The organism is Sphingomonas sp. FG14, from assembly GCF_057809675.1.
Map to the genome: position 1 here is coordinate 189,024 of NZ_JBMDKK010000003.1, position 20,883 is coordinate 209,906.

The window sequence follows — 20,883 nt, forward strand, 5'->3', positions numbered from 1 at the left end:
AGCATGGATCGGCGGCGATTGCCACCCCAGTTTGGCATGCTGTTCGCACCGTCATAGCCCGAGTGCGCAGGCGCCAGCCGCCTTGCTGGTCTCCGACAGGATTTCGGGATCGCGCAACGCGCGCACCTTGTGGAGGAAATCCGCTACGGAAAGCTCGCGCGCCTGCGCGCCCTGCAGGCTGCCGAGCGATTGCAGGCGGCGAAGCTGCACGATCGAGAGTTCGTTGATCATGCGATCCGCCATGCACCCCGCCATCCGCTCCGAAAGGCCGGCATCCATCAATCCGGTGCGCAACCGGATCTCCGGAGTCGCGCAGCCGGCAAGCGTCAACAGGGGAAGGAGGATCAGATATTTCGTCATCGGTGGTCCATCTGATGGTGCGCATGGACGAGATCAATTCGCCCGGGGCTCGCATTGGCGGAGGTACGGCTGGCAGTCACCCATCAAGATGAGAGGTCCCGGCCGCATTCAAGGCTGGCGCCTATATCGCCGCCAGCGCCTGATCGAAATCGGCGATCAGATCGTCGGCATCCTCCACGCCGATCGATATGCGCACCATATTGTCGCCGATACCCAGTGCGCGTTTGCGTTCGTCGGGCACCGAAAGATGCGTCATCGCGGCGGGATGGCTGGCGAGCGTCTCCGTCCCGCCCAGGCTGACCGCCAGCTTCGCGATCTTCAGGGCGTCTAGGAAGCGGAAAGCCTCTGCCTCTCCGCCCTTCAGGTAGAGCGAGAAGGTCGATCCCGCGCCGGTGCAATGGCGCTTGTAGATGTCGGCCTGACGCTCGGTTTCAGGAAAGCCGAGATAGACTACCTTCTCCACCTTGGGCTGGTCGCGCAACCAGGTGCAGATCTTCTCGGCATTCTCGCCCGCGCGGCTCATCCGCAATTCCAGCGTCTCCAGGCTGCGCAGCAGCATCCAGGCGCTGTTGGGATCGAGGATGGTTCCGATCGTGTTCCGCATCATGCGCACCTGATTCATCTGCGCCAGCGAACCGAGCGCGCCGCCCGCGACGAGATCGCTGTGCCCGCCGGCATATTTGGTCAGCGAATAGACGACGATATCGGCGCCATGGCCGAGCGGGTGGTGCCAGAGCGGGCCCAGGAAAGTGTTGTCGATCACGATCGGCGGCTTTTCCTCGCCGAGCAGCCTGTCTCGCACGCTGGCTACCGCCTGGACGTCGACCAGCACATTGGTGGGATTGGCCGGGCTTTCGAGATAGATCATCGCGACGCGGCCCTGCGTCCCGGCCTGTTCGACCACGGCTGCGATTTCGGCCTCGGTGGCGCCCGCCGGAAAATCGAGCCAGGTGACGCCGAACTTTCCGAGAATACGACCGATCAGTGTCTCGGTCGCGGCATAGAGCGGCGCCGAATGGACGATAACGTCGCCCGGCTGGACGAAGGTGAGCAGCACCGTCGCGATCGCCGACATGCCGGATGAGAAGAGGAGCGCGTCCTCCGCATCCTCCCACACGCCCAGCCGATCCTCGGCGATCTCCTGGTTGGGGCCGTTGAAGCGCGAATAGACCAGCCCTTCGGCGCCCCCCGGCCGCTTGCCGGTGACTCCCTCGAAATGGCACTTGCCCGCCGCCGCGCTTTCGAACACGAAGGTCGAGGTCAGGAAGATCGGCGGCTTGAGCGAGCCTTCGGAGAGCGCCGGATCGAAGCCATGCCCCATCATCAAGGTGGAGGGCTTGAGCTTGCGGTTGCCGATGGCGAGCACGCCGGGCTTTGGCCGCCGGCGCGGGGTGGTGCCGGTCAGATCGGATTCGTCGGGCTTTCTGGGCATGTCGAGCGCCTTTGCTGATCGATGTACCAGCCTAACGCGAAACTTGCCCCGATAGTAGCATTCAGCCCGGCAGGCCGATCAATGAAATCTCGCGCCCATAGCCCGGTTCGCCGCGATGACAGGCCCGCCGATAGCTGAAGAAGCGATCCTCGTCGGCATAGGTATCGAGCCCCAGCGCCTCGATGCGGCGTACCCCCGTCGCCGCCAGCCGGGCGGTGACATAGGCTTCCATATCGAACTGGAGATGACCGGGCCGGCCGGCGGAGAAGAAGCGCTCGTTGTCGGGATCGGCGGCCTCGAATGTCCGCCCGAAATCCTCGCTCACTTCATAGGACGCGCGCGCGATGCACGGGCCGATCGCCGCGGCGATCCGGCCGCGATCGGCGCCCAGTGCCTCCATCGCGTCGAGCGTCGCGTCGGTCACCCCGCCGAGGGCGCCCTTCCAGCCCGCATGCGCCGCGCCGACCACGCCCGCCTGGGTGTCCGCGAACAGCACCGGCGTGCAGTCCGCCGTCAGGATGCCGAGCAGCAGGCCGGGGCGGTCGGTGACCAGCGCATCGGCCTGGGGCCGGGCGTCGTCGGGATAGGGCGCTGTGACGGGCAGGGCGATCGCGCTGTGGATCTGATGCAGCGTCGCCAGCGCCGCGCCCGGCATGACAGCGGCCACCGCGCGTCGGCGATTCTCGGCGATGGCCTCTCGATCGTCGTCGCTGCCGAGGCCGACATTGAGCCCGGCATGGATGCCCGTCGACACACCGCCGCGCCGGCCGAGAAAGCCATGGGGGACGGAAATGCTGGCGGCTCGGATGACTTCGACTTCGGTCACATTCACTCCTGTCGCTCCAGCGAAAGCTGAAGCCCAAACAATCTTGTCCACTGCAACGCGGCAGCCGGCGTCGCATGAACTCCAGCGTGCGCCGCAGCGGCGAGGATGAGCAAGGTTCAGCTGAATCCTTCCGGATCCGGCCAGTCGGGCGCGACCAGCGCCAGCACCTTGAACAGGGTTCCCATCTGGTCCGGTCCGGCCAGCCGATCCTTCGCCAGCGCGATCTCGGCCGCGCTGGCCGGTTGCGCGGCCGCAAGCGCCGAGGCGCGGGCGGAGAGGCCGAGCCGTTCGAGCCATTCGCCTTGCCCGGCCGGGCCAGTCACTTTCAATCCGGTTGCGCGCCCTTCACGCGCCAGCGCGGTGAAATCGACATGCGCGGTCAGATCGCGTTCGCCGGGATCGGCGAAGGGGTCGGCATGGTCATGACGGTGCACCGCCTGCAGCGTATCGCCGGCGGCCGGCCCCTGATGGCCGTAATCGATGACGATCGCGGCACCGCCCTGATCTGCGATCCGTGCCGAAAGTTCGGCGCAGATCGCGCGGGCGGCCGGGCAGCTTTCGACGATCGTGTCCATGGCGGCGCCGACCAGCGTTTCGGGTAGCAGCGAATCCGGCACCGCGTCGCCAAGGGCGGGCGCGAATGCACCATCGGCGAACGCAACCGTGCGCTCGCGCCAGCCGGTGCCGCTCGCGACGAGCTGGCGAACGGGCAGGGCATCGAAAAACTCGTTGGCGACGACGAACAGCGGGCCATCGCCCGGCAGCGTCGCGACACTGTCGTGCCATTTCGCCTGCGGCACGCGCGTCGCCTGAGCCTCGCGGAGCACCGGGCTGGTTTCGACGAAATGGACAGGCGGCTCCAGCCCGACCGATCGCATCGCGCGCAACGCGTCGGCCGCCAGGGTGCCGCGGCCCGGCCCCAGCTCGACATAATGGACATCGCCCGGCGATCCCGCGCGCATCCAGAGATCGGCAAGCCACAGACCGATCAGCTCGCCGAACATCTGGCTGATCTCGGGCGCGGTGACGAAATCGCCCGCCGTGCCAAACGGGTCACGCGTGGCGTAATAATGCGCGTTCGCTTCCGCCATGAACTGCGCGACGGGGATCGGCCCGGCCCGCTCGATCTCGCGGACGAGCTTGGCGGCGAGGGGAGACGTCACGCGACGCTCTGGGTGCCCGCCGTCGCCTCCACCCGCAGGCGACGGCGCTTGGCGGTCGCGATCAGATAGATGCCGCCCACGATCATCGGCACCGTCAGCCACTGGCCCATGCTCATGCCGGTTTCCTGCGCGAACTGCATGAGCTGGCGATCGGGCTCGCGGAAGAACTCGACGAAGAAGCGCGACAGGCCGTAGCCGAGCAGGAAGATGCCGACGAGCTTGCCGGGATCGTAGCGCGCCTTGGTCTTCCAGAAGAAGAACCACAGCACCAGGCCGAGCACCACGCCCTCCAGCCCCGCTTCATAGAGCTGACTGGGATGGCGGGGTTCGCCGGTGACGAGGATGCCGTTGACCATTTCGGGAAAGCGGATGGCCCAGGGCACATCGGTTTCGCGGCCCCACAATTCGCCGTTCACGAAATTGGCGAGCCGCCCGAAAAACAGGCCGAACGGCACGCAGCAGGCGACGAAATCATGGACGCGCAGCCATTGCAGCTTCTCCTTGCGCGCCATCAGGATGATGCCGAGCGAAACGCCGAGCGCACCACCATGGAACGACATGCCGCCTTCCCATAATTTGAAGATGTCCAGCGGATGCGCGAGGATGGATGGCTGGTAAAAGGCGATATAGGCAGCCCTTCCGCCCAGGATGATGCCCAATGTCGCGTAGAAGACGAGGTCGTCGGCATGGCGCCGCGCCATCGGCGAACCGGGCTGCGCGATCAGCTTCAGCAGGTACCACCAGCCGATGATGATTCCCGCCAGATAGGCGAGCGAGTACCAGCGAATCTGGAAAAATCCCAGATCGAGGGCCACCGGATGGAGGCCGAGCGACTCGAAAGTCACGTATGACGTAGCGGCAGCCGAAAGCGCGAGGAACAAACTCTTTACCCCCGATGATTTGCGCCTTCATATAGGCGGCAAGACACAAGACCAAGAGGAGAGAGTTGATGCCGTCTGCGCTCGATCTGCGCATCAGGGCAGCCTTGGACAGGCTGGTGTCAGATGGTGCGCCCTTCGCGCTGACCGGGATAGAGCGTTTCGGCCGCACCCTGCCGGTGATCGCGGCGGCGCCGCCGACGCTGGCGCATTATTTCGCTTATTTCTGCGCCCAGCATGGCGACACCCCATTCCTGGTCGCGGGCGACGAACGGTTGAGCTTCGCCCAGACCTATGCCGCCGCGCGCAAGGTGGCGGCCGGGCTCGTCGAGGGCCATGGCGTCAGGCGCGGCGACCGGGTGGGTATCGCGATGCGCAATGCCCCCGCCTGGATCGTCACCTATATGGGTGTGCTGATGGCTGGCGGCGTCGCGACCCTGCTCAACGGCTGGTGGCAGGGCAACGAGCTGTGCGACGGCATCGCCGATACCGGCACGTCGCTGGTCATCGCGGACGAACCTCGCGCGCTGCGTATTGCCGAATGTGGCGGGCATGGTGCCGAACTGGTGACGCTGGATATGTCGGCGCCCGTCGATGATGCTGTTGCGCCCCTGCTGGCGCGGGGCGGTGGCGCGGAAACCGCCTTGCCCGAGCTGACGGGCGACGATCTGGCGACGATTCTCTTCACCTCCGGATCGACCGGCCTGTCCAAGGGCGCCTTTTCCGATCATCGCGGCGTAGTGCAGGGGGTGTTCAACTATCTCGTCAATGCGCTCGCGATGCTCGACATCCAGACGCAGGACGGCGTCCAGTCGACGCTTCAACCGGCGGCATTGCTAAACGTGCCGTTGTTCCATGTGACCGCTGAGATCCCGCTGATGCTGCAGAGCTTCGCCATGGGGCGCAAGCTGGTGCTGATGCCCAAATGGGATGCCGAAGAGGCGATGCGGCTGATGCAGGACGAGAAATGCACCTATTTCGTCGGTGTGCCGCTGATGAGCTATGAGATCATGACGCATCCCAATCGCGGCAAATACGATCTTTCCACCGTACAGGCCTATGCCGCCGGCGGCGCGGCGCGGCCGCCCGAGCATGTGCGGCGGCTGGAGGACGAGATGGGCGGCGGGCATCCTCTGCTCGGCTACGGTCTCACCGAGACCAACGCGGTGGGTTGCGGCAATATCGGCGAGAATTATCTCTCCAAACCCGCAAGCACCGGCCCGGCATCGCCGCCGCTGGTGGATCTCGCCATTCTCGACGATGACGGCAATGCGCTGCCTCAGGGCGAGCGCGGCGAGATATCGATCCGCAGCATCTGCAATTTCCTGGGCTATTGGAACAATGAGGAGGCGACACGCGCCGCCGTCACCCCGGATGGTTATTTCCGCAGCGGCGATATCGGCTATCTCGACGAGGACGGCTATGTCTTCATTGTCGACCGCAAGAAGGACATCATCATCCGTGGCGGCGAGAACATCTCGTGCCAGGAAGTGGAAGCCGCGCTCTACGAGCATGAGGCGGTGGCCGAGGCGGCGGTGTTCGGCCTGGCCGACGATCGCTTCGGCGAAGTGCCGGGCGCGGTGGTTCATCTCCGGGGCGGGGCCACGCTCGACGCGGAGGGACTGCTTGCTTTCCTCCGTCCGCGTCTCGCGGCGTTCAAGCTGCCCGCCCGCATCTGGTTCTCGGCAGAGGCATTGCCCCGCCTGGGTACCGAGAAGATCGACAAGGTGGGGCTGCGCGCGAAATATCGGGTGATGGTGGCGGGCTGAGGGCTGATGTTATGGCATAGAATGCGCTTGGACTGAGCCCGTCGAAGTCCTGTTCTCTTATTCGCCTCTGTGTCCAGGAAGGGCAGGGTTTCGACAGGCTCAGCCCGAACGGGGTGTGCGGCGTTGAAGCGAAAGGAGTGGCCGACTTGCCGATCATGCTCCGCAAACTAACCATTCACCTCCCCCGATTGCTCTTCCCGCAACGCCCCCCTATCAGGCTGTGATGGCGCTAGGGGATCGAATGGGCGGAACGCGCCGCATGCCGAGCCGACGGCAGATCCTGGTGGGCGGGGGCATCGGCGCCGGGCTGCTGATCGCCTGGAGCATCTGGCCACGCAGCTATGCGCCGAATCTGATCGCCAGCACTGGCGAAACGATCGTCAACGGCTTCCTGAAGATCGCCGAAAGCGGCGTCGTCACCGTCGTGGTGCCGCAGGCGGAGACCGGGCAGGGCGTCTATACCGCCCTGCCGCAGATCCTGGCCGACGAACTGGGCGCCGACTGGCGGACGATCGCGGTGGAAGCGGCGCCGATCAATCCCATCTATGCCAACCGGCTGCTGGCCGGCGAGGGTGTCGATGGCCATGGCCCCGATTTCCTGTCCGCGCCGATCCGCTGGGCGGCGCAGGAAATCGCGACGCGCGACGCGTTGATGATCACAGGCGGATCGAGTTCGGTTCGCGCGTTCGAATGGCCGTTGCGCGAAGCGGGCGCAGCGGCGCGTGCGCTGTTGTGCAAGGCGGCGGCGCGGCGCTGGGATGCGGACTGGCTCGCCTGCGATACCGCCGAGGGGTTCGTGGTGCGTGGTGACGAGAAGCTTCGTTTCGGCGCGCTCGCAGCGGAGGCCGTGGAATTCAAGGTTCCCGATCCGATCCCGCTGCGCGGCGGATTGGAGAACCGGTTGACCGGCAAGTCGCTGCCCCGGCTCGACGTGCCTGCGAAGCTCGACGGATCGGCGATGTTCGCGGCGGACATCCGCCTGCCCGATCTCGTCTATGCCGCCATCCGCCAGGGCCCGATCGGGCATCGGGGTTTGAAGGGTTATGACCGGAAGGCCGCTGACGCGGTGTCCGGCGTGCTCGCGGTTGTCGATACGCCAAGCTGGGTGGCGGCGGTCGCGACCAATTGGTGGGCGGCCAATCGCGCGCTGGATGCCATGCGCCCGCGCTTCGCCATGCCGGCTGAGCCGGTAGATAGCGGCGCGATCGCCGACAGCCTGCGCGGTGCGATCGACGGCGACGGCGTCCGTTTCGCCAGCGCGGGCGATCTTTCAGCCGCCTATCGCGGCAAGACCGTGCATACCGCCGATTATAGTGTGGGCCTGGCCGTCCATGCGCCGCTGGAAACGCTCTGCGCGACAGCGCATCTGCGCGGCGACCGGCTGGAACTGTGGATCCCGACCCAGGCGCCCGGCCTGGCGCGCGCCGCCGCCGCGCGCGCGCTCGAGATTTCGGAAGCGAACGTCACCGTCCACCCCATGCTGGTCGGCGGCTCGTTCGGTCGGTTGCTGGAGAATGAGGCAGCGGGCCAGGCCGCGATCCTGGCGGCGAAGATGCGGCGTCCGGTCCAGCTCGTCTGGTCGCGCGCCGAGGATATCGCGCATGATCTGTATCGTCCGCCCGCATTCGCGCGGATGAGCGCCCAGCTCGGCCCCGGCGGGCTGGTGCAGGGCTGGCTGGCGAAGATCGCGGCTCCGGCCACCGCGCTCGAACAATCGCACCGCATGTTCGCGGGCAATCCAGGGTTGCGCGGACTGATCCCCGATGCCGACGGCGCAGACCGTGTTGCGGTGGCGGGCGCGGTGCCGCCCTATGGCTTTCCCGCCTTTGCCGTCGATCATCATCCGGTGGAGATCGCGGTTCCCACCGGCCATTGGCGATCGGGCGCGCACAGCTACACCGCATTCTTCACCGAATGCTTCATCGACGAACTGGCGCAGGAAGCGGGGCTCGATCCGCTCGGTTTTCGCATGCAGATGCTGGGCGCCAATCCCCGGCTGGCGCGCTGCCTCTCGACCGTCGCAGCCAAGGGGGGCTGGGAAGGTGGCGGTGGTGGTTCGGGCCAGGGGATCGCCTGTCATTCGATGGCGGGGAGCCATATCGCGTTGCTGGCGGAGGCGCATGTCGATGCGACGCAGAAGGTGATCGTCGATCGGGTGATCGCGGTCGCCGATTGCGGCCGGGTTATCAACCCCGATCTCGTTCGCCAGCAGATCGAGGGCGGCATCCTGTTCGGCATCGCCGCCGCGACCGGCGCGCCGATCACGATCGAGCGCGGCCAGGCGGTGCCGCGCAATTTCGAGCAACTGGAGGTGCCCCGCCTCGCCACCGCGCCGGAGATCCGCATCGAGCTGATCCGCAGCGCCGAGCCCGCGGGCGGCGCCAGCGAGATCGCGGTGCCACCGACCGCGCCTGCCGTCGCGAATGCGATCGCCGCAGCCAGCGGGCGCCGACTGCGAACCTTGCCGCTTTCGCTGGATCAGGCGTGATGGCGGGGCCGCAATTTAAAAAATCCGTTCGGGCTGAGCCTGTCGAAGCCCTGCTCTTCTCCTGTGACGACCGAGGTGAGGAAGGGCAGGGGCTTCGACAGGCTCAGCCCGAACGCAGATGGAAGTCGGCATGGACTGGCGCGTCGGGAATCTTCGCATGACCGATCATCCGACCATCCCCGCGCCCAAGATCGGCGTTCTGCTCGTCAATCTCGGTACGCCCGATGCGCCCGATGCGCCGGCGGTTCGTCGTTATCTGGCAGAATTCCTGTCCGATCGCCGTGTCGTGGAGATCCCCCCGCTCGTCTGGCAGCCGATCCTTCGCGGGATCATCCTGCGCACGCGGCCGCGCCATTCGGCGCATGCCTATCGGCAGGTCTGGCGTGAGGACGGGTCGCCGCTCGCCGCGATCACGCGCGCCCAGGCATCGGCGCTGGCGGATGCGTTCGGACCCGGGGTGATCGTCGACCATGCAATGCGTTATGGGCGGCCGGCCATCGCTGAGCGACTGGACGCGTTGAAGGCGGCTGGATGCGAGCGCATCCTGATCGCGCCGCTCTATCCGCAATATTGCGCGGCGACGACCGCGACCGCCAACGATGCCGCTTTCGCCGCGCTCGCGAAGATGCGCTGGCAACCTGCGATCCGAACATTACCGCCCTATTTCGACGATCCCGCCTATATCGCGGCGCTCAAGGCCTCGATCGAGCAAGGGCTGGCGGCGCTGGATTTCGCGCCGGACGCGATCGTCGCGAGTTTCCACGGCATGCCTCAGCGCACGCTGGACCTGGGCGATCCCTATCATTGCCAATGCCGCAAGACCGCGCGGCTGCTTGGTGAGGCGCTGGGCCGCGAACTCATCGTCGCTTTCCAGTCGCGCTTCGGCCGGGCCAAATGGCTGGAACCGGCGACCGACGCGACGCTGGCCGCCTTGCCGGCGAAGGGCGTGAAGCGCGTGGCGATCGTCGCGCCCGGATTCTCCGCCGATTGCCTGGAAACACTTGAGGAACTGGCGATCCGCGGGCGTGAAAGCTTCGTGGCGGCGGGCGGCACGCACTTCGCCTATCTCCCCTGCCTCAACGACGATGTGGCCAGCATGACAATGCTGCGCAGCATTTTGTTTCGGGAGCTTGAAGGCTGGCTCACTCCCGCATAGCCTCTCCTCTCCTTTGACAGGAGAACGAATCCCATGACCAGAGTAGCGATCGTCACCGGCGGAACCCGCGGTATCGGAGAAGCGATCAGCCTTGCACTCAAGGATATGGGGATGACGGTGGCGGCGAATTACGCCGGCAATGACGAGAAGGCGAAGGCCTTCACCGATCGCACCGGGATCAAGGCCTATCGTTGGGACGTGGGGGATTATGACGCCTGCCAGCAAGGGTGCGCGCAGGTTGCGGCGGAGCTCGGCCCGGTCGATGTCGTCGTCAACAATGCCGGCATCACGCGCGACGGCGTGCTCGCGAAGATGAGTTTCGACGACTGGAACGATGTGATGCGCATCAATCTGGGCGGCTGTTTCAACATGGCCAAGGCCTGTTTTCCGGGCATGCGCGAGCGCGGCTGGGGCCGTATCGTCAATATCGGCTCGATCAATGGCCAAGCCGGCCAATACGGCCAGGTGAATTACGCCGCTGCCAAATCGGGCATCCACGGCTTCACCAAGGCGCTGGCGCAGGAAGGGGCGAAGACGGGCATCACCGTCAACGCGATCGCGCCCGGCTATATCGATACCGACATGGTGGCAGCGGTCCCGCCCGCCGTGCTGGAGAAGATCGTCGCCAAGATTCCCGTCGGCCGACTGGGCGAAGCCGGTGAGATCGCGCGCGGCGTGGCGTTCCTCTGTTCGGACGAGGCGGGTTTCGTGACCGGATCGACGCTGTCGATCAATGGCGGGCAGCATATGTACTGACGGGCGAAGCACGCTCGCGAAGCAAGCGGTGCGGAAGGCGCATCGCCCGGCACGGCCGGCAGGCGGGGGCTCTACGCCCCCGACCTGACCGACGGCGGCGGCTTTGCCGCCGCCTGGTTGTCATCCCGCATTGAAATAACCGAATTCAGTGCAGCGCGGCTGCCGGATAGGGGGCGGTGCCGTGCTATTGTTTCCGGCCTGGATGACAACTTTATGTATTGCAGAGCAGTTCGAAAGTTTTCTTCTCGAAGAAGCTCTTCTCTCGCCGGTTGCCGCGCTGGGTCACATGGCGGGGGATGCCGGGAAGGACGATGCGGGAGAGTCTGGCCATGCCGTACTCTCCCGCACAACGTATCGGATATCAATTTAGTGCAGTGTAACCGTAATTCATCGCAATTCCTAGCGTGCTGTAACCATAATTTCATTAATTTGTGAAAAATGCTCTGCAATATGTGGAGTTTTTGCAATCGGCAGATTCATCTATTTCTTTCATTATGGGGTATAGTTCATTGCATTTGATATTATTATTGATAGATATATCCAGAAGTTCTGATTGTTCAAAATCTTTCATTTGAACAAGTATTTTTTTTAATGATTCCATGTCAATAGATTTATTATTTAATTTTAGATTGTTTGTTCCGTTTATCGTCAATCGAGATCTGGGTGAAAGTTCGATGGGGGGGCTGCTTTCGGAAAGCCAGTGTTTAGGTGTCTTGCACGCGTTCTGTTCACCTTGGCAGTTTGTCAAAATGGCAGAGATTGTGCATGTTGAAATTATTGTGTAGATGGATTTATAAAGTTTACTAGTAATCATGGCTAGTGCTTCCGGTTATCGCGTTGGTAATTTGTCGAATTGAACGGCTTCCAAAGGCGCGATTGATAGATTCGCCAGTTATGTATGCTGATGGATGCTGTTCCATTTTTGTTAAATTTCGATCGAGCTTGTGCTGGTCGCGGGCGTGTTGGCCTTCATGGAGAACTGTATTTGATCGCTCATCACGAGCAGAAAATCCTTTCAATTGATCTGCAGTTGCTCCCGTAGACATTCTATTTGATTTAAATTTTTCTCCAAATTTGGAGAAATTATCTGGAAGGTATACAACCGATACCTTTAAATCTTTATAGTATTTTGTAAATCCGGAGCCACTTGATTCTTTGCGGATGGTGTCTCTGGGGAGGAATGTAACTCCAATGCCATTTCGTCTACCCTCTTCACCATATGTTTCAAGTACACCTTTTACCCTAGCTGTATCAGATTTGGAAAGATTTCCGCTTGCCAGAGCATCGCGGGCACGTTGAAGTCCGGCCAGGGATTTATGGTGTGGCATGTTTCAACCTTTCGACTCGGTGATTGATCGGAACAAATAGAGAACATCTGAAATCCTACATTGCAACAAGCGAAATCTGTCTGTGTGCTGTCCAGTGGGTGCTGGCTGGGCTATCCTGGTTACCATGCCGCCTGCCGCCCCGCTTTATCTCGGCCCAGTAAAGCGATCGGTGACGATCGCGGGGCACCAGACATCGATCAGCCTGGAACCCGCTTTCTGGGCCGCGCTGGAGCAGGCCGCCGCCGCGCTCGGGTTGCCGCTCAACGCGCTGGTCGCCCGGATCGATGTGCAGAGGATCGCGGCGGAGGAGCCGCCCAACCTGGCGAGCGCGATCCGGTTGTGGCTGTTCGCACGGGCATGCGCCAGTCTAGCTGGCGATGGGGATGTGCGGCCGGGGGATGCGCCCGCGCGTTGATGCCGTTATCCCTGCAACCCATTCATCCGTTTCGAAGGCGTATCATGCACTCCAGAACCATCCTGCTTCCTGCTCTCGCCCTTGCCGCCGCCTGCTCGGCCGGCGGTGGCGGAAATGCGCAGACCGTGCCGGGCAAGGAGGGCACCGCGACCGACGCGAGCACCGCCGCGCGCGCCGCGCCCGCATCCGCGCCCTTCGTCGCGACGCCTGTCGCGACCTTTGTCGAGCCTTGGGCAATGGTCTTCCTGCCCGGTGGCAAGCAGGCGCTGGTCACCGAGAAGAAGGGCGTGCTCAAACTGCTCACCATCGATGGCGCCGCTTCGATCGACGTCGCGGGGGTGCCGGCGGTCGCCTATGGCGGGCAGGGCGGACTGGGCGATGTCGTGCTCCATCCCGATTTCGCGCGCAACGGCCTCGTCTATCTGAGCTATGCCGAGGCGGGCGAGGGGGACACGCGCGGCGCGGCGGTGGCGCGCGGCAAGCTGGTGGTCGCCGATAGCGGCGCCCGGCTGGAGAATATGCAGGTGATCTGGCGTCAGTCGCCCAAGGTTTCCGGGCGCGGTCATTATGGTCATCGCATCCTGTTCGCGCCCGACGGCCATCTCTTCATCTCGTCGGGCGAGCGGCAGAAATTCACCCCCGCGCAGGATATGAGCGCCAACCTCGGCAAGATCCTGCGGCTGAACGACGATGGATCGGTGCCGAAGGATAATCCCTTCGCCGACCAGGGCGGCGTGACCGCGCAGATCTGGTCGCTGGGGCACCGCAACCCGCTGGGCATCGCCTTCGATGCCAAGGGGCAGCTCTGGGACATGGAAATGGGACCGGAGGGTGGTGACGAACTCAATCGCGTCATGCGTGGCGCGAACTATGGCTATCCCACCGTCTCCAATGGCAATCACTATGGCGGGGCGGATATCCCGGATCACGACACCCGGCCCGAATTCTCGCGGCCGGCCTTGTGGTGGACGCCGGTGGTCTCGCCCGGCAACCTGATCTTCTATTCGGGCGACATGTTCCCGCAATGGAAGGGCAGCGCCTTCATTCCCGGCCTGTCGTCGCAATCGCTCGTTCGCGTCGTCACCTCGGGCAGCACCGCGCGCGAGGCCGAGCGCTTCGAGATGGGCGCACGTATCCGCGAAGTGGAGCAGGGGCCGGATGGCGCGCTGTGGCTGCTGGAAGATGGCGAGAATGGTGCAACCGGGCGGCTGCTGAAGCTGACGCCGAAGGGGTAATTCTCCAAGGATTCAGCCGGTCGGGCCAGAACGTCACCCCAGCGGAAGCTGGGGCCTGCCAACCAGTGGCTGGGAGATGCCGGCCTTCGCCGGCATGACGTGTGTGGGGTGGATTGGTTCGGCGCTCAGAGCATCGCGCGGAAAAGTGGGAACCGGTTTTCCGCAAAAGCGATGCGATCGGTCTTAGTCCGCGCCCGCGCCGGGCTTCAGCAGGTCCAGCACCGCCGCCGTCGTCGCGATCGTGCCGGTGATCACCGCCGGTTCGGGCGTGATCTTGAACAGCGGCGAGTGGTGCGAGGGCACGGGAGGGCCGCCGGCCTTGGCCGCGTCGAGATCGGCCTGGGGCGTGCCGCCCACCGCGAAGAAATAGCCGGGCACCTTCAGATCGGGCTGGACGTAGAAGGCGAAATCTTCGGCGCCCATGCCCATCTGCTCGAACGGCGCGAGATTCTGCGCGCCGAAGGTGCTGACCATCACCGCGTTCATCCGCTTGGCGAGCGGACCGTCGTTGATCGTCGTTGGTGTGCCTTCGCTTGCCTTGACGATGGGCAGCTTGTCTTCTGGCACGCCGTTGGTCCGCGCCACGCCGATCGCGACGCGCTCGATCGCCTTGAGCAGGAAGGCGCGCGTCTCCTCGTCATTGGCGCGCACCGTCAGTTGCAGGTCGGCCCGGTCGGAGATGATGTTGTGCTTGGTGCCGGCATGGAAGGCCCCAACGGTGATCAGGCCGGGCGCCAGTGGCTGCCGCTCGCGGCTGATGATGCCTTGCAGCGCCACCACGATCTGCGAACCGATATAGACGGGGTCCTTGCCCGCATGCGGCGAAGCACCGTGTGCGCCGACTCCGCGCACCGTGATGTCGACGCTGTCGGCAGAGGAGTATTGAATGCCTTCGGACGCGCTGACCTTGCCGGCCGCGAGCGCCGAGGAGACGTGGAAGCCCACGGCATAGTCGGGCTTGGGGAAACGGGTGTAGAGCCCATCCTGCAGCATGGCGCGCGCACCGCCCACGCGCTCCTCGGCGGGCTGGACGATGAACACGACCGTGCCTTTCCAGCGATCCTTCATCGCGGCGAGCCGCCGCGCGGTGCCGACCAGCGAGGTGATGTGCACGTCATGCCCGCAGGCGTGCATCACCGGCGCTTCGACGCCGTCGATGCCGACCTGGCGTACCTTGGAGGCGTTGGGCAGGCCCGATTTCTCCTCGACCGGCAGGCCGTCCATATCGGCGCGCACCATCACCACCGGACCGTCGCCATTCTTGAGCACGGCGACCACGCCAGTGCCGCCGACATTCTCCGTCACCACCATGCCGGAAATGGCCTTCAATTCCTTGGCCATGCGCGCCGCGGTCTTGGTTTCCTTGAAGCTCAGTTCCGGATTGCGGTGGAAATTGTCCCACAGTGCGCCGAGCGAGGCCTGATAATCCTGGCGAACGGCCGCGGCATAATCGGGTTCGGCCAGGGCCGGCGTGGCAAGCAGCGAAAGCGCGGCGGCAGACAGGATGAAGCGCATGAGTGAGAAGACCCCCGTTTCGGATGAAGGTTGAAGCTTAAAGCAGCGAATGCGACGGAGGGAAGCCCGGATTGGGGGTCGAGAACCGATTTTCGGCTGGAGAGGCGCTTAGCAGCGCCTAGCAGCGGTGCGTAAGCTTGCCGCTGCTGGTGGTCTCGATCCGCATCGGCTTCCCGTTGCGCGCGCCCGTGCTCACGCTGCGCAGTTCATAGCTGGTCGCGGTGAAACTGCCGGTGCTCGTCACCGTCATCGGCACGCCCAGCTTCTTGTCGGTGCAGGTGGCGACGCTCGCGATCTGGCCATTGGCCATGCTCAGCCGGCGCGGGGTGCATTCCATATCCTCGCCGCGCAGCACCATGCCCGGATTGTCCGCCGCATCGCGCGGCGACAGACAGGTGCGATAATGTTTCGGGCGTCCCTTCGGGATCAGAAAGCCGGGAATGCCCGGAATGGTCGCGCTGTGGATCGTCATGCTGTGCGTCCATCCGCCCGGCTGGACTGGGCCGGGCGCGGCGCCGCCGAGCATCAACATCAGCAGCGCCGCGACGGGAATCCTCATGCAACGGCCGGGCCGACGCGGAAGGCGCAGAGCTTGTTGCCATCCAGGTCACGGAAATAGGCGGCGTAAAAGGCCTGATCGCCTTCGTCGCCGCGCAGGCCCGGGCCACCTTCGCAACTGCCGCCCAATGCCAGGGCCCTGGCATGGAGCGCATCGACCTTGGCGCGCTCGTCCATGGCCACGGCGATCATCACGCCATTGCCGACGGTCGCGGGTTCGCCGTCATAGGTCGGACCGACGCCGAACATCGGCCGTCCCCACTCCGATCCCCATGCCGCGCCGCCATTGGGGAAATCCATCAGCCGGCCGATACCGACTTCGGCGAACAGCGCGTCGTAAAAGGCATGCGCCTTGGCCAGGTCGTTGGTGCCGACCAGCGTATATCCGATCATCGTCTCTCTCCCTTGTCCGTTGTTATTTGCAGTTGCCGACCCGCTTGGACGTCATGTGCATCGTCATCTCGACCTTGCCGGGCATGCCGCCGCCGCTCGTCGCGCTGGTCATCGTCATGTCGAGCAATTCGGGGTTGATGGTGCCGGTCATCGTCGCCTCCAGCGTGCCCTGCTGTCCGCGCTTGCAGGTCATCTTGCCGTCGATCTTGCCGCCCGCGAAGCTGAAGCGTTCATAGGTGCACTCGCCGCCCTGGCCTTTCTTGATGAATTCGCTCGGGTCGCGCTCCGCTTCCTCCGGCGTCACGCAGGACTTGCTGCTGTTGTTGGCCTGCGCCATCGACTGTTGCAGCGCTTCCTTCACCTGGGGCGGCGCATCGGGCATCTCGAACTTCACGATCTGCACGTTGGTTTCCCATTCGCCCGGCTTCATCCTTGGGGCACTCTTCATCTCTTCCGCGACCTGTTCGATCGACTTGGGCTTGCCGGCCTCCGCGGCATTGGCCTGGCCGTTGGCGCCGCCGTCGTTCGATTTTCCGCAGGCGGCGAGCGCCAGCGCGGGAAGAACGAGGAGCATCAGATGTTTCATGGAAATCCTTTCGGCAGGGAAGGGTGAAGATTGGTCGTCCCGTGTTGCGCCAGCCGCGACCATCACCCATATCCCTCTGCCATGGCAATCCAAATCCGCACCACGCTCGACGAGCCGGAAACGGGTCAGTCATTCATTCCGCACCGGCCGGAGCGGCCGCCCAAGGCCGAAGGCGGCAAGAAATTCCGCATCGTCTCCGATTACGAGCCGGCGGGCGACCAGCCGACCGCGATCGCCGAACTGACCGAACAGGCGCTTGCGGGGGAGCGCGATCAGGTGCTTCTGGGCGTCACCGGATCGGGCAAGACCTTCACCATGGCCAAGGTGGTGGAAACGCTGCAGCGCCCCGCGCTGGTGCTTGCCCCCAACAAGATCCTGGCAGCCCAGCTCTATGGCGAGTTCAAGAGCTTCTTTCCCGACAATGCGGTCGAATATTTCGTCAGCTATTATGATTATTACCAGCCCGAGGCCTATGTGCCCCGATCTGACACCTACATCGAGAAGGAAAGCTCGGTGAACGAGGCGATCGACCGGATGCGCCATTCGGCCACCCGATCGCTGCTCGAACGTGACGATGTGCTGATCGTCGCCTCGGTCTCGTGCCTGTACGGCATCGGATCGGTCGAAACCTATTCGGCGATGATCTTCGACCTGAAAAAGGGCCAGACCGTCGATCAGCGCGAGATCATCCGCAAGCTGGTGGCGCTCCAGTACAAGCGTAACGACGCCGCCTTCGCGCGCGGCAATTTCCGCGTGCGCGGCGACAGTCTGGAGATTTTCCCGTCGCACTATGAGGATACGGCGTGGCGCGTCGCCTTTTTCGGCGATGAGATCGAGGAGATCGTCGAGTTCGATCCGCTGACCGGCAAGAAGGTGGCGAGCCTCGACTATGTCCGCGTCTATGCCAACAGCCACTATGTGACGCCAGGGCCGACGCTTAAACAGGCGATGGAGGCGATCCGCTTCGAATTGACTGAGCGGCTGAAGGAACTGGTCGCCGAAGGCCGGCTGCTCGAGGCGCAGCGGCTGGAGCAGCGCACCAATTTCGACCTGGAGATGATCGCAGCGACGGGAAGCTGCGCGGGCATCGAGAATTACAGCCGCTTCCTCACCGGCCGCATGCCGGGCGAGCCGCCGCCGACCCTGTTCGAGTATCTGCCTGAAAATGCGCTGCTGTTCGTCGATGAGAGCCACCAGACGATCGGCCAGGTCAACGGCATGTCGCGCGGCGACCATCGACGCAAACTCACGCTCGCCGAATATGGTTTTCGTCTGCCCTCCGCGATCGACAACCGCCCGCTGCGTTTCAACGAATGGGACGTGATGCGCCCCCAGACAGTCTATGTCTCGGCGACGCCGGGCGGGTGGGAGATGGAGCAGACCGGTGGCGTGTTCAGCGAACAGGTGATCCGCCCCACCGGTCTGATCGATCCGCCGGTGGAGATCCGCCCGGTCGAGGATCAGGTGGACGACCTGATCAACGAATGCCGGCAGACCGCGGCGAAGGGTTATCGCACGCTCGTTACCACGCTGACCAAGCGCATGGCGGAGGATCTGACCGAATATATGCACGAGGCGGGGCTCAAGGTCCGCTACATGCATTCGGACACCGAGACGCTGGAACGGATCGAGCTGATCCGCGATCTTCGCCTGGGCGTCTATGACGTGCTCGTCGGCATCAACCTGCTGCGCGAGGGGCTCGACATTCCCGAATGCGGGCTGGTCGCGATCCTCGACGCGGACAAGGAAGGGTTCCTGCGGTCGGAAACCTCGCTGATCCAGACGATCGGCCGCGCCGCGCGCAACATCGACGGCCGCGTGATCCTCTATGCCGATCGCATGACCGGATCGATGGAACGCGCGCTCAACGAAACCACGCGCCGCCGCGAGAAGCAGATGGCGTACAACACCGAACACGGCATCACCCCCGCATCGGTGCGCAAGAATATCGGCGATATCATCGCCCATGTCTCCAACCGCGATCAGGTGACGGTGGAGATCGACGAGGATCGGCCGCACATGGTCGGCCACAATCTCCGTGCCTATATCGAGGAACTCGAAGGCAAGATGCGCAAGGCCGCGGCGGACCTGGAGTTCGAGGAGGCCGGCCGTCTCCGCGACGAGATCCGCGCGCTCGAACGCGAGGAGCTGGGCCTTCCCGAAGGCGAGCACAAGGCGCCGATCATGGGCCGCAGCAACGAAGGCAAACCTGGCACGCGCAAGACGCGCTTTGGCAAGACGCAGCGCAAGTTCGGCGGCAAGCGGTAGTCAGGGTTGGAAGGCGCTCTCTCCCCTCCCGCTTGCGGGAGGGGATCGGATGGAAGAATCTCAGCCTTCCGCGAACCCGTCCGTCGCCCGGATCAGCCGATCGAGAATCCCCGGCTCGTTGAACGCATGGCCGGCGCCTTCGATCAGGTGGAACTCCGCTTCCGGCCAGGCCTTGTGCAGCCGCCAGGCGGTTTCCGCGGGGCAGGCCATGTCGTAGCGGCCATGGACGATCACGCCCGGAATGCCCTTGAGCTTGCCGGCGTCGCGGATGAGCTGGTCGTCCTCCAGCCAGCCCAGATGCGAGAAGAAATGATTCTCGATCCGTGCGAAGGCGAGCGCGAATTCGTCGGCCTCGAAGGAATCGGAGAGATCGGGATCGGGCAACAAGGTCACCGTCTGGCCTTCCCACAGGCTCCATGCCTTGGCCGCCGCGATCCGCGTCGCGGCATCGTCGCCGGTCAGCCGCCTGCGATAGGCCGCCACCATGTCACCGCGTTCGGCTTCCGGGATCGGCGCCTGGAAACGCTCCCATTTCTCGGGGTGGATCAGCGAGGCGCCGTGCTGGTAATACCAGTCGATCTCCGCCCTGGTGAGCGTGAAGATACCGCGCAACACGAGTTCGGACACGCGGTCGGGGTGCGTTTCGGCATAGGCGAGCGCCAGTGTCGATCCCCAGGATCCGCCGAACACCTGCCAGGTGTCGACCCCCGCCATCTCGCGCAGCCGTTCGATATCGGCGACGAGATCCCAGGTCGTATTGGCGTCCAGGCCCGCATGTGGCGTGGATCGGCCGCAGCCTCGCTGGTCGAACAGCAGCACGTCGTAGCGCGCCGGATCGAAAAGCTGGCGATGCGATGGCGCGAATCCGCCGCCCGGCCCGCCATGCAGGAACACCGCCGGCTTGGCGCCCGGCGTGCCGCTGCGCTCCCAATAGATGCTGTGGCCCCCACCCACATCCAGATGGCCGGCGGCATAGGCGTCGATGGGCGGATAAAGCGTGCGCAGCGTGATCATGCGCCTTCACTGGCGCAGGCCGCCAGCCTGTGCAAGCGTATCGGGAACCGACGACCCCCGGTCTTGGTTGATGGCCCGAGTCGGAAAGGAAAAGGGAACCGATCGTGAAAGGGGAAACCGCTGGACGCATCCTGATCGTCGCGTGTGCGGTGACGATCGTCGGCGGGCTGGCCGGTGTTGGCCTGGGCAGTTTCGCGGCGGGCGGCGTTCCTCTTCAGATCGTGGAGCGCGACGACGGTGACCAACTGCTTGGCCGCCCCGAGGCGCTGATCGCAGATCGGGCGGAAACCGCCTATACCGGCCCCCCGCCGATCATTCCGACCGTCTGCGAAGGATGCGGCCCGAGCCTTCAGGAGCGCCGGGCGATGGCGCGGGATCAGCAGATCGAGGCGGAGATGGCGCGCAACGAAGCCCTGTTGCGGCGCGGTTATGCGGAGGATGCGCGGTTCGACGCCGATATGGCGGTGGCAGCGGCGGAGCGCGGGGGCGATCCGGCGCCGGTGTCGGTGCCGATCGCCTTCAGGCTGACGGGCGCGAGCGCGACGCTGGCGGAAACCGCCGACTCGCCGCGATGATGGTCCGCCTCTGGCGGCTCAGCGATGCCCCAGCGCATCCTCGACACTCAATGTGATGAGAACGGTCGCGAACAGCACGATCATCGCGCCGAACAGCATGGGGATGTGATTGCCGATAAATCCGATCATGTCTCGCTCCTTCATGTGATGAAGGAAGGATGCGGCATG

General features: G+C 64.3%; 19 protein-coding genes. 8 read left to right on the top strand and 11 right to left on the bottom strand.

Going from position 1 to position 20,883, the window contains the following annotated elements:
- Nucleotides 1-51: 51 nt before the first annotated feature.
- From ACODTA_RS13235 to lgt, 5 genes are all read right to left on the bottom strand, one after another.
- Complete coding sequence (locus ACODTA_RS13235) at nt 52-360, bottom strand: hypothetical protein (protein WP_489066375.1); 309 nt, start codon at nt 358-360, stop codon at nt 52-54.
- Between the two features lie 121 nt (nt 361-481).
- Nucleotides 482-1,792, bottom strand: coding sequence for a cystathionine gamma-synthase family protein (locus ACODTA_RS13240; RefSeq protein ID WP_489066376.1), 1,311 nt, complete (start codon nt 1,790-1,792; stop codon nt 482-484).
- A gap of 61 nt (nt 1,793-1,853) precedes the next feature.
- Nucleotides 1,854-2,618 carry a peptidoglycan editing factor PgeF gene (pgeF, locus tag ACODTA_RS13245; protein ID WP_489066377.1) on the bottom strand — a complete coding sequence of 255 codons (765 nt, stop codon included), beginning with the start codon at nt 2,616-2,618 and terminating at the stop codon, nt 1,854-1,856.
- Nucleotides 2,619-2,734: 116 nt separating this feature from the next.
- Nucleotides 2,735-3,781 (bottom strand): class I SAM-dependent methyltransferase, encoded by a 1,047-nt coding sequence (locus tag ACODTA_RS13250; RefSeq protein WP_489066378.1) that lies wholly within the window; start codon nt 3,779-3,781, stop codon nt 2,735-2,737.
- A complete protein-coding gene (gene lgt / locus ACODTA_RS13255; protein ID WP_489066379.1) occupies nt 3,778-4,662 on the bottom strand; it encodes a prolipoprotein diacylglyceryl transferase in 885 nt (294 codons plus the stop codon). The genes ACODTA_RS13250 and lgt overlap by 4 nt, the downstream gene beginning before the upstream one ends.
- A gap of 68 nt (nt 4,663-4,730) precedes the next feature.
- Here lgt and ACODTA_RS13260 point away from each other — a divergent pair, with 68 nt between their 5' ends.
- From ACODTA_RS13260 to phbB, 4 genes are all read left to right on the top strand, one after another.
- Nucleotides 4,731-6,428 (top strand): class I adenylate-forming enzyme family protein, encoded by a 1,698-nt coding sequence (locus tag ACODTA_RS13260; RefSeq protein ID WP_489066380.1) that lies wholly within the window; start codon nt 4,731-4,733, stop codon nt 6,426-6,428.
- Nucleotides 6,429-6,687: 259 nt separating this feature from the next.
- Nucleotides 6,688-8,916, top strand: coding sequence for a xanthine dehydrogenase family protein molybdopterin-binding subunit (locus ACODTA_RS13265; protein WP_489066381.1), 2,229 nt, complete (start codon nt 6,688-6,690; stop codon nt 8,914-8,916).
- A gap of 157 nt (nt 8,917-9,073) precedes the next feature.
- A complete protein-coding gene (gene hemH, locus ACODTA_RS13270; protein ID WP_489066382.1) occupies nt 9,074-10,072 on the top strand; it encodes a ferrochelatase in 999 nt (332 codons plus the stop codon).
- A 33-nt stretch (nt 10,073-10,105) separates the two neighbouring features.
- Entirely contained in the window at nt 10,106-10,828 is a 723-nt protein-coding gene (gene phbB, locus ACODTA_RS13275; protein WP_222990883.1) for an acetoacetyl-CoA reductase, read from the top strand.
- 803 nt (nt 10,829-11,631) lie between these two features.
- Here phbB and ACODTA_RS13280 read toward each other — a convergent pair.
- On the bottom strand, nt 11,632-12,156 hold the full coding sequence (locus tag ACODTA_RS13280; protein WP_489066383.1) for a hypothetical protein: 525 nt from the start codon (nt 12,154-12,156) through the stop codon (nt 11,632-11,634).
- 124 nt (nt 12,157-12,280) lie between these two features.
- Between ACODTA_RS13280 and ACODTA_RS13285 the strand changes: the two genes are divergently transcribed.
- Nucleotides 12,281-12,571 carry a ribbon-helix-helix domain-containing protein gene (locus ACODTA_RS13285; RefSeq protein ID WP_489066384.1) on the top strand — a complete coding sequence of 97 codons (291 nt, stop codon included), beginning with the start codon at nt 12,281-12,283 and terminating at the stop codon, nt 12,569-12,571.
- A gap of 44 nt (nt 12,572-12,615) precedes the next feature.
- Nucleotides 12,616-13,806, top strand: coding sequence for a PQQ-dependent sugar dehydrogenase (locus ACODTA_RS13290; RefSeq protein WP_489066385.1), 1,191 nt, complete (start codon nt 12,616-12,618; stop codon nt 13,804-13,806).
- Nucleotides 13,807-13,989: 183 nt separating this feature from the next.
- Here ACODTA_RS13290 and ACODTA_RS13295 read toward each other — a convergent pair whose 3' ends face one another.
- The 4 genes from ACODTA_RS13295 to ACODTA_RS13310 all read right to left on the bottom strand — a co-directional run bounded on the left by ACODTA_RS13295 (nt 13,990) and on the right by ACODTA_RS13310 (nt 16,858).
- Complete coding sequence (locus ACODTA_RS13295) at nt 13,990-15,321, bottom strand: amidohydrolase (protein ID WP_489066386.1); 1,332 nt, start codon at nt 15,319-15,321, stop codon at nt 13,990-13,992.
- A 118-nt stretch (nt 15,322-15,439) separates the two neighbouring features.
- A complete protein-coding gene (locus tag ACODTA_RS13300; RefSeq protein ID WP_489066387.1) occupies nt 15,440-15,880 on the bottom strand; it encodes a DUF3617 domain-containing protein in 441 nt (146 codons plus the stop codon).
- Nucleotides 15,877-16,272, bottom strand: a complete 396-nt coding sequence (locus tag ACODTA_RS13305; RefSeq protein WP_489066388.1) for a VOC family protein — start codon at nt 16,270-16,272, stop codon at nt 15,877-15,879. Before ACODTA_RS13305 ends, ACODTA_RS13300 begins: the two co-directional genes overlap by 4 nt.
- A gap of 22 nt (nt 16,273-16,294) precedes the next feature.
- Nucleotides 16,295-16,858: a DUF3617 domain-containing protein gene (locus ACODTA_RS13310; protein ID WP_489066389.1), complete on the bottom strand. Its 564-nt coding sequence runs from the start codon at nt 16,856-16,858 to the stop codon at nt 16,295-16,297.
- Between the two features lie 81 nt (nt 16,859-16,939).
- Between ACODTA_RS13310 and uvrB the strand changes: the two genes are divergently transcribed.
- Nucleotides 16,940-19,126, top strand: a complete 2,187-nt coding sequence (uvrB, locus tag ACODTA_RS13315) for an excinuclease ABC subunit UvrB (RefSeq protein WP_489066390.1) — start codon at nt 16,940-16,942, stop codon at nt 19,124-19,126.
- Nucleotides 19,127-19,186: 60 nt separating this feature from the next.
- Here uvrB and pip read toward each other — a convergent pair whose 3' ends face one another.
- Nucleotides 19,187-20,131 (bottom strand): prolyl aminopeptidase, encoded by a 945-nt coding sequence (pip, locus tag ACODTA_RS13320; protein WP_489066772.1) that lies wholly within the window; start codon nt 20,129-20,131, stop codon nt 19,187-19,189.
- Nucleotides 20,132-20,244: 113 nt separating this feature from the next.
- Here pip and ACODTA_RS13325 point away from each other — a divergent pair, with 113 nt between their 5' ends.
- The gene (locus ACODTA_RS13325; protein WP_489066391.1) at nt 20,245-20,715 is read left to right on the top strand and encodes a hypothetical protein; all 471 of its coding nucleotides are present in this window, start codon (nt 20,245-20,247) and stop codon (nt 20,713-20,715) included.
- The last annotated feature ends 168 nt before the right edge of the window (nt 20,716-20,883 follow it).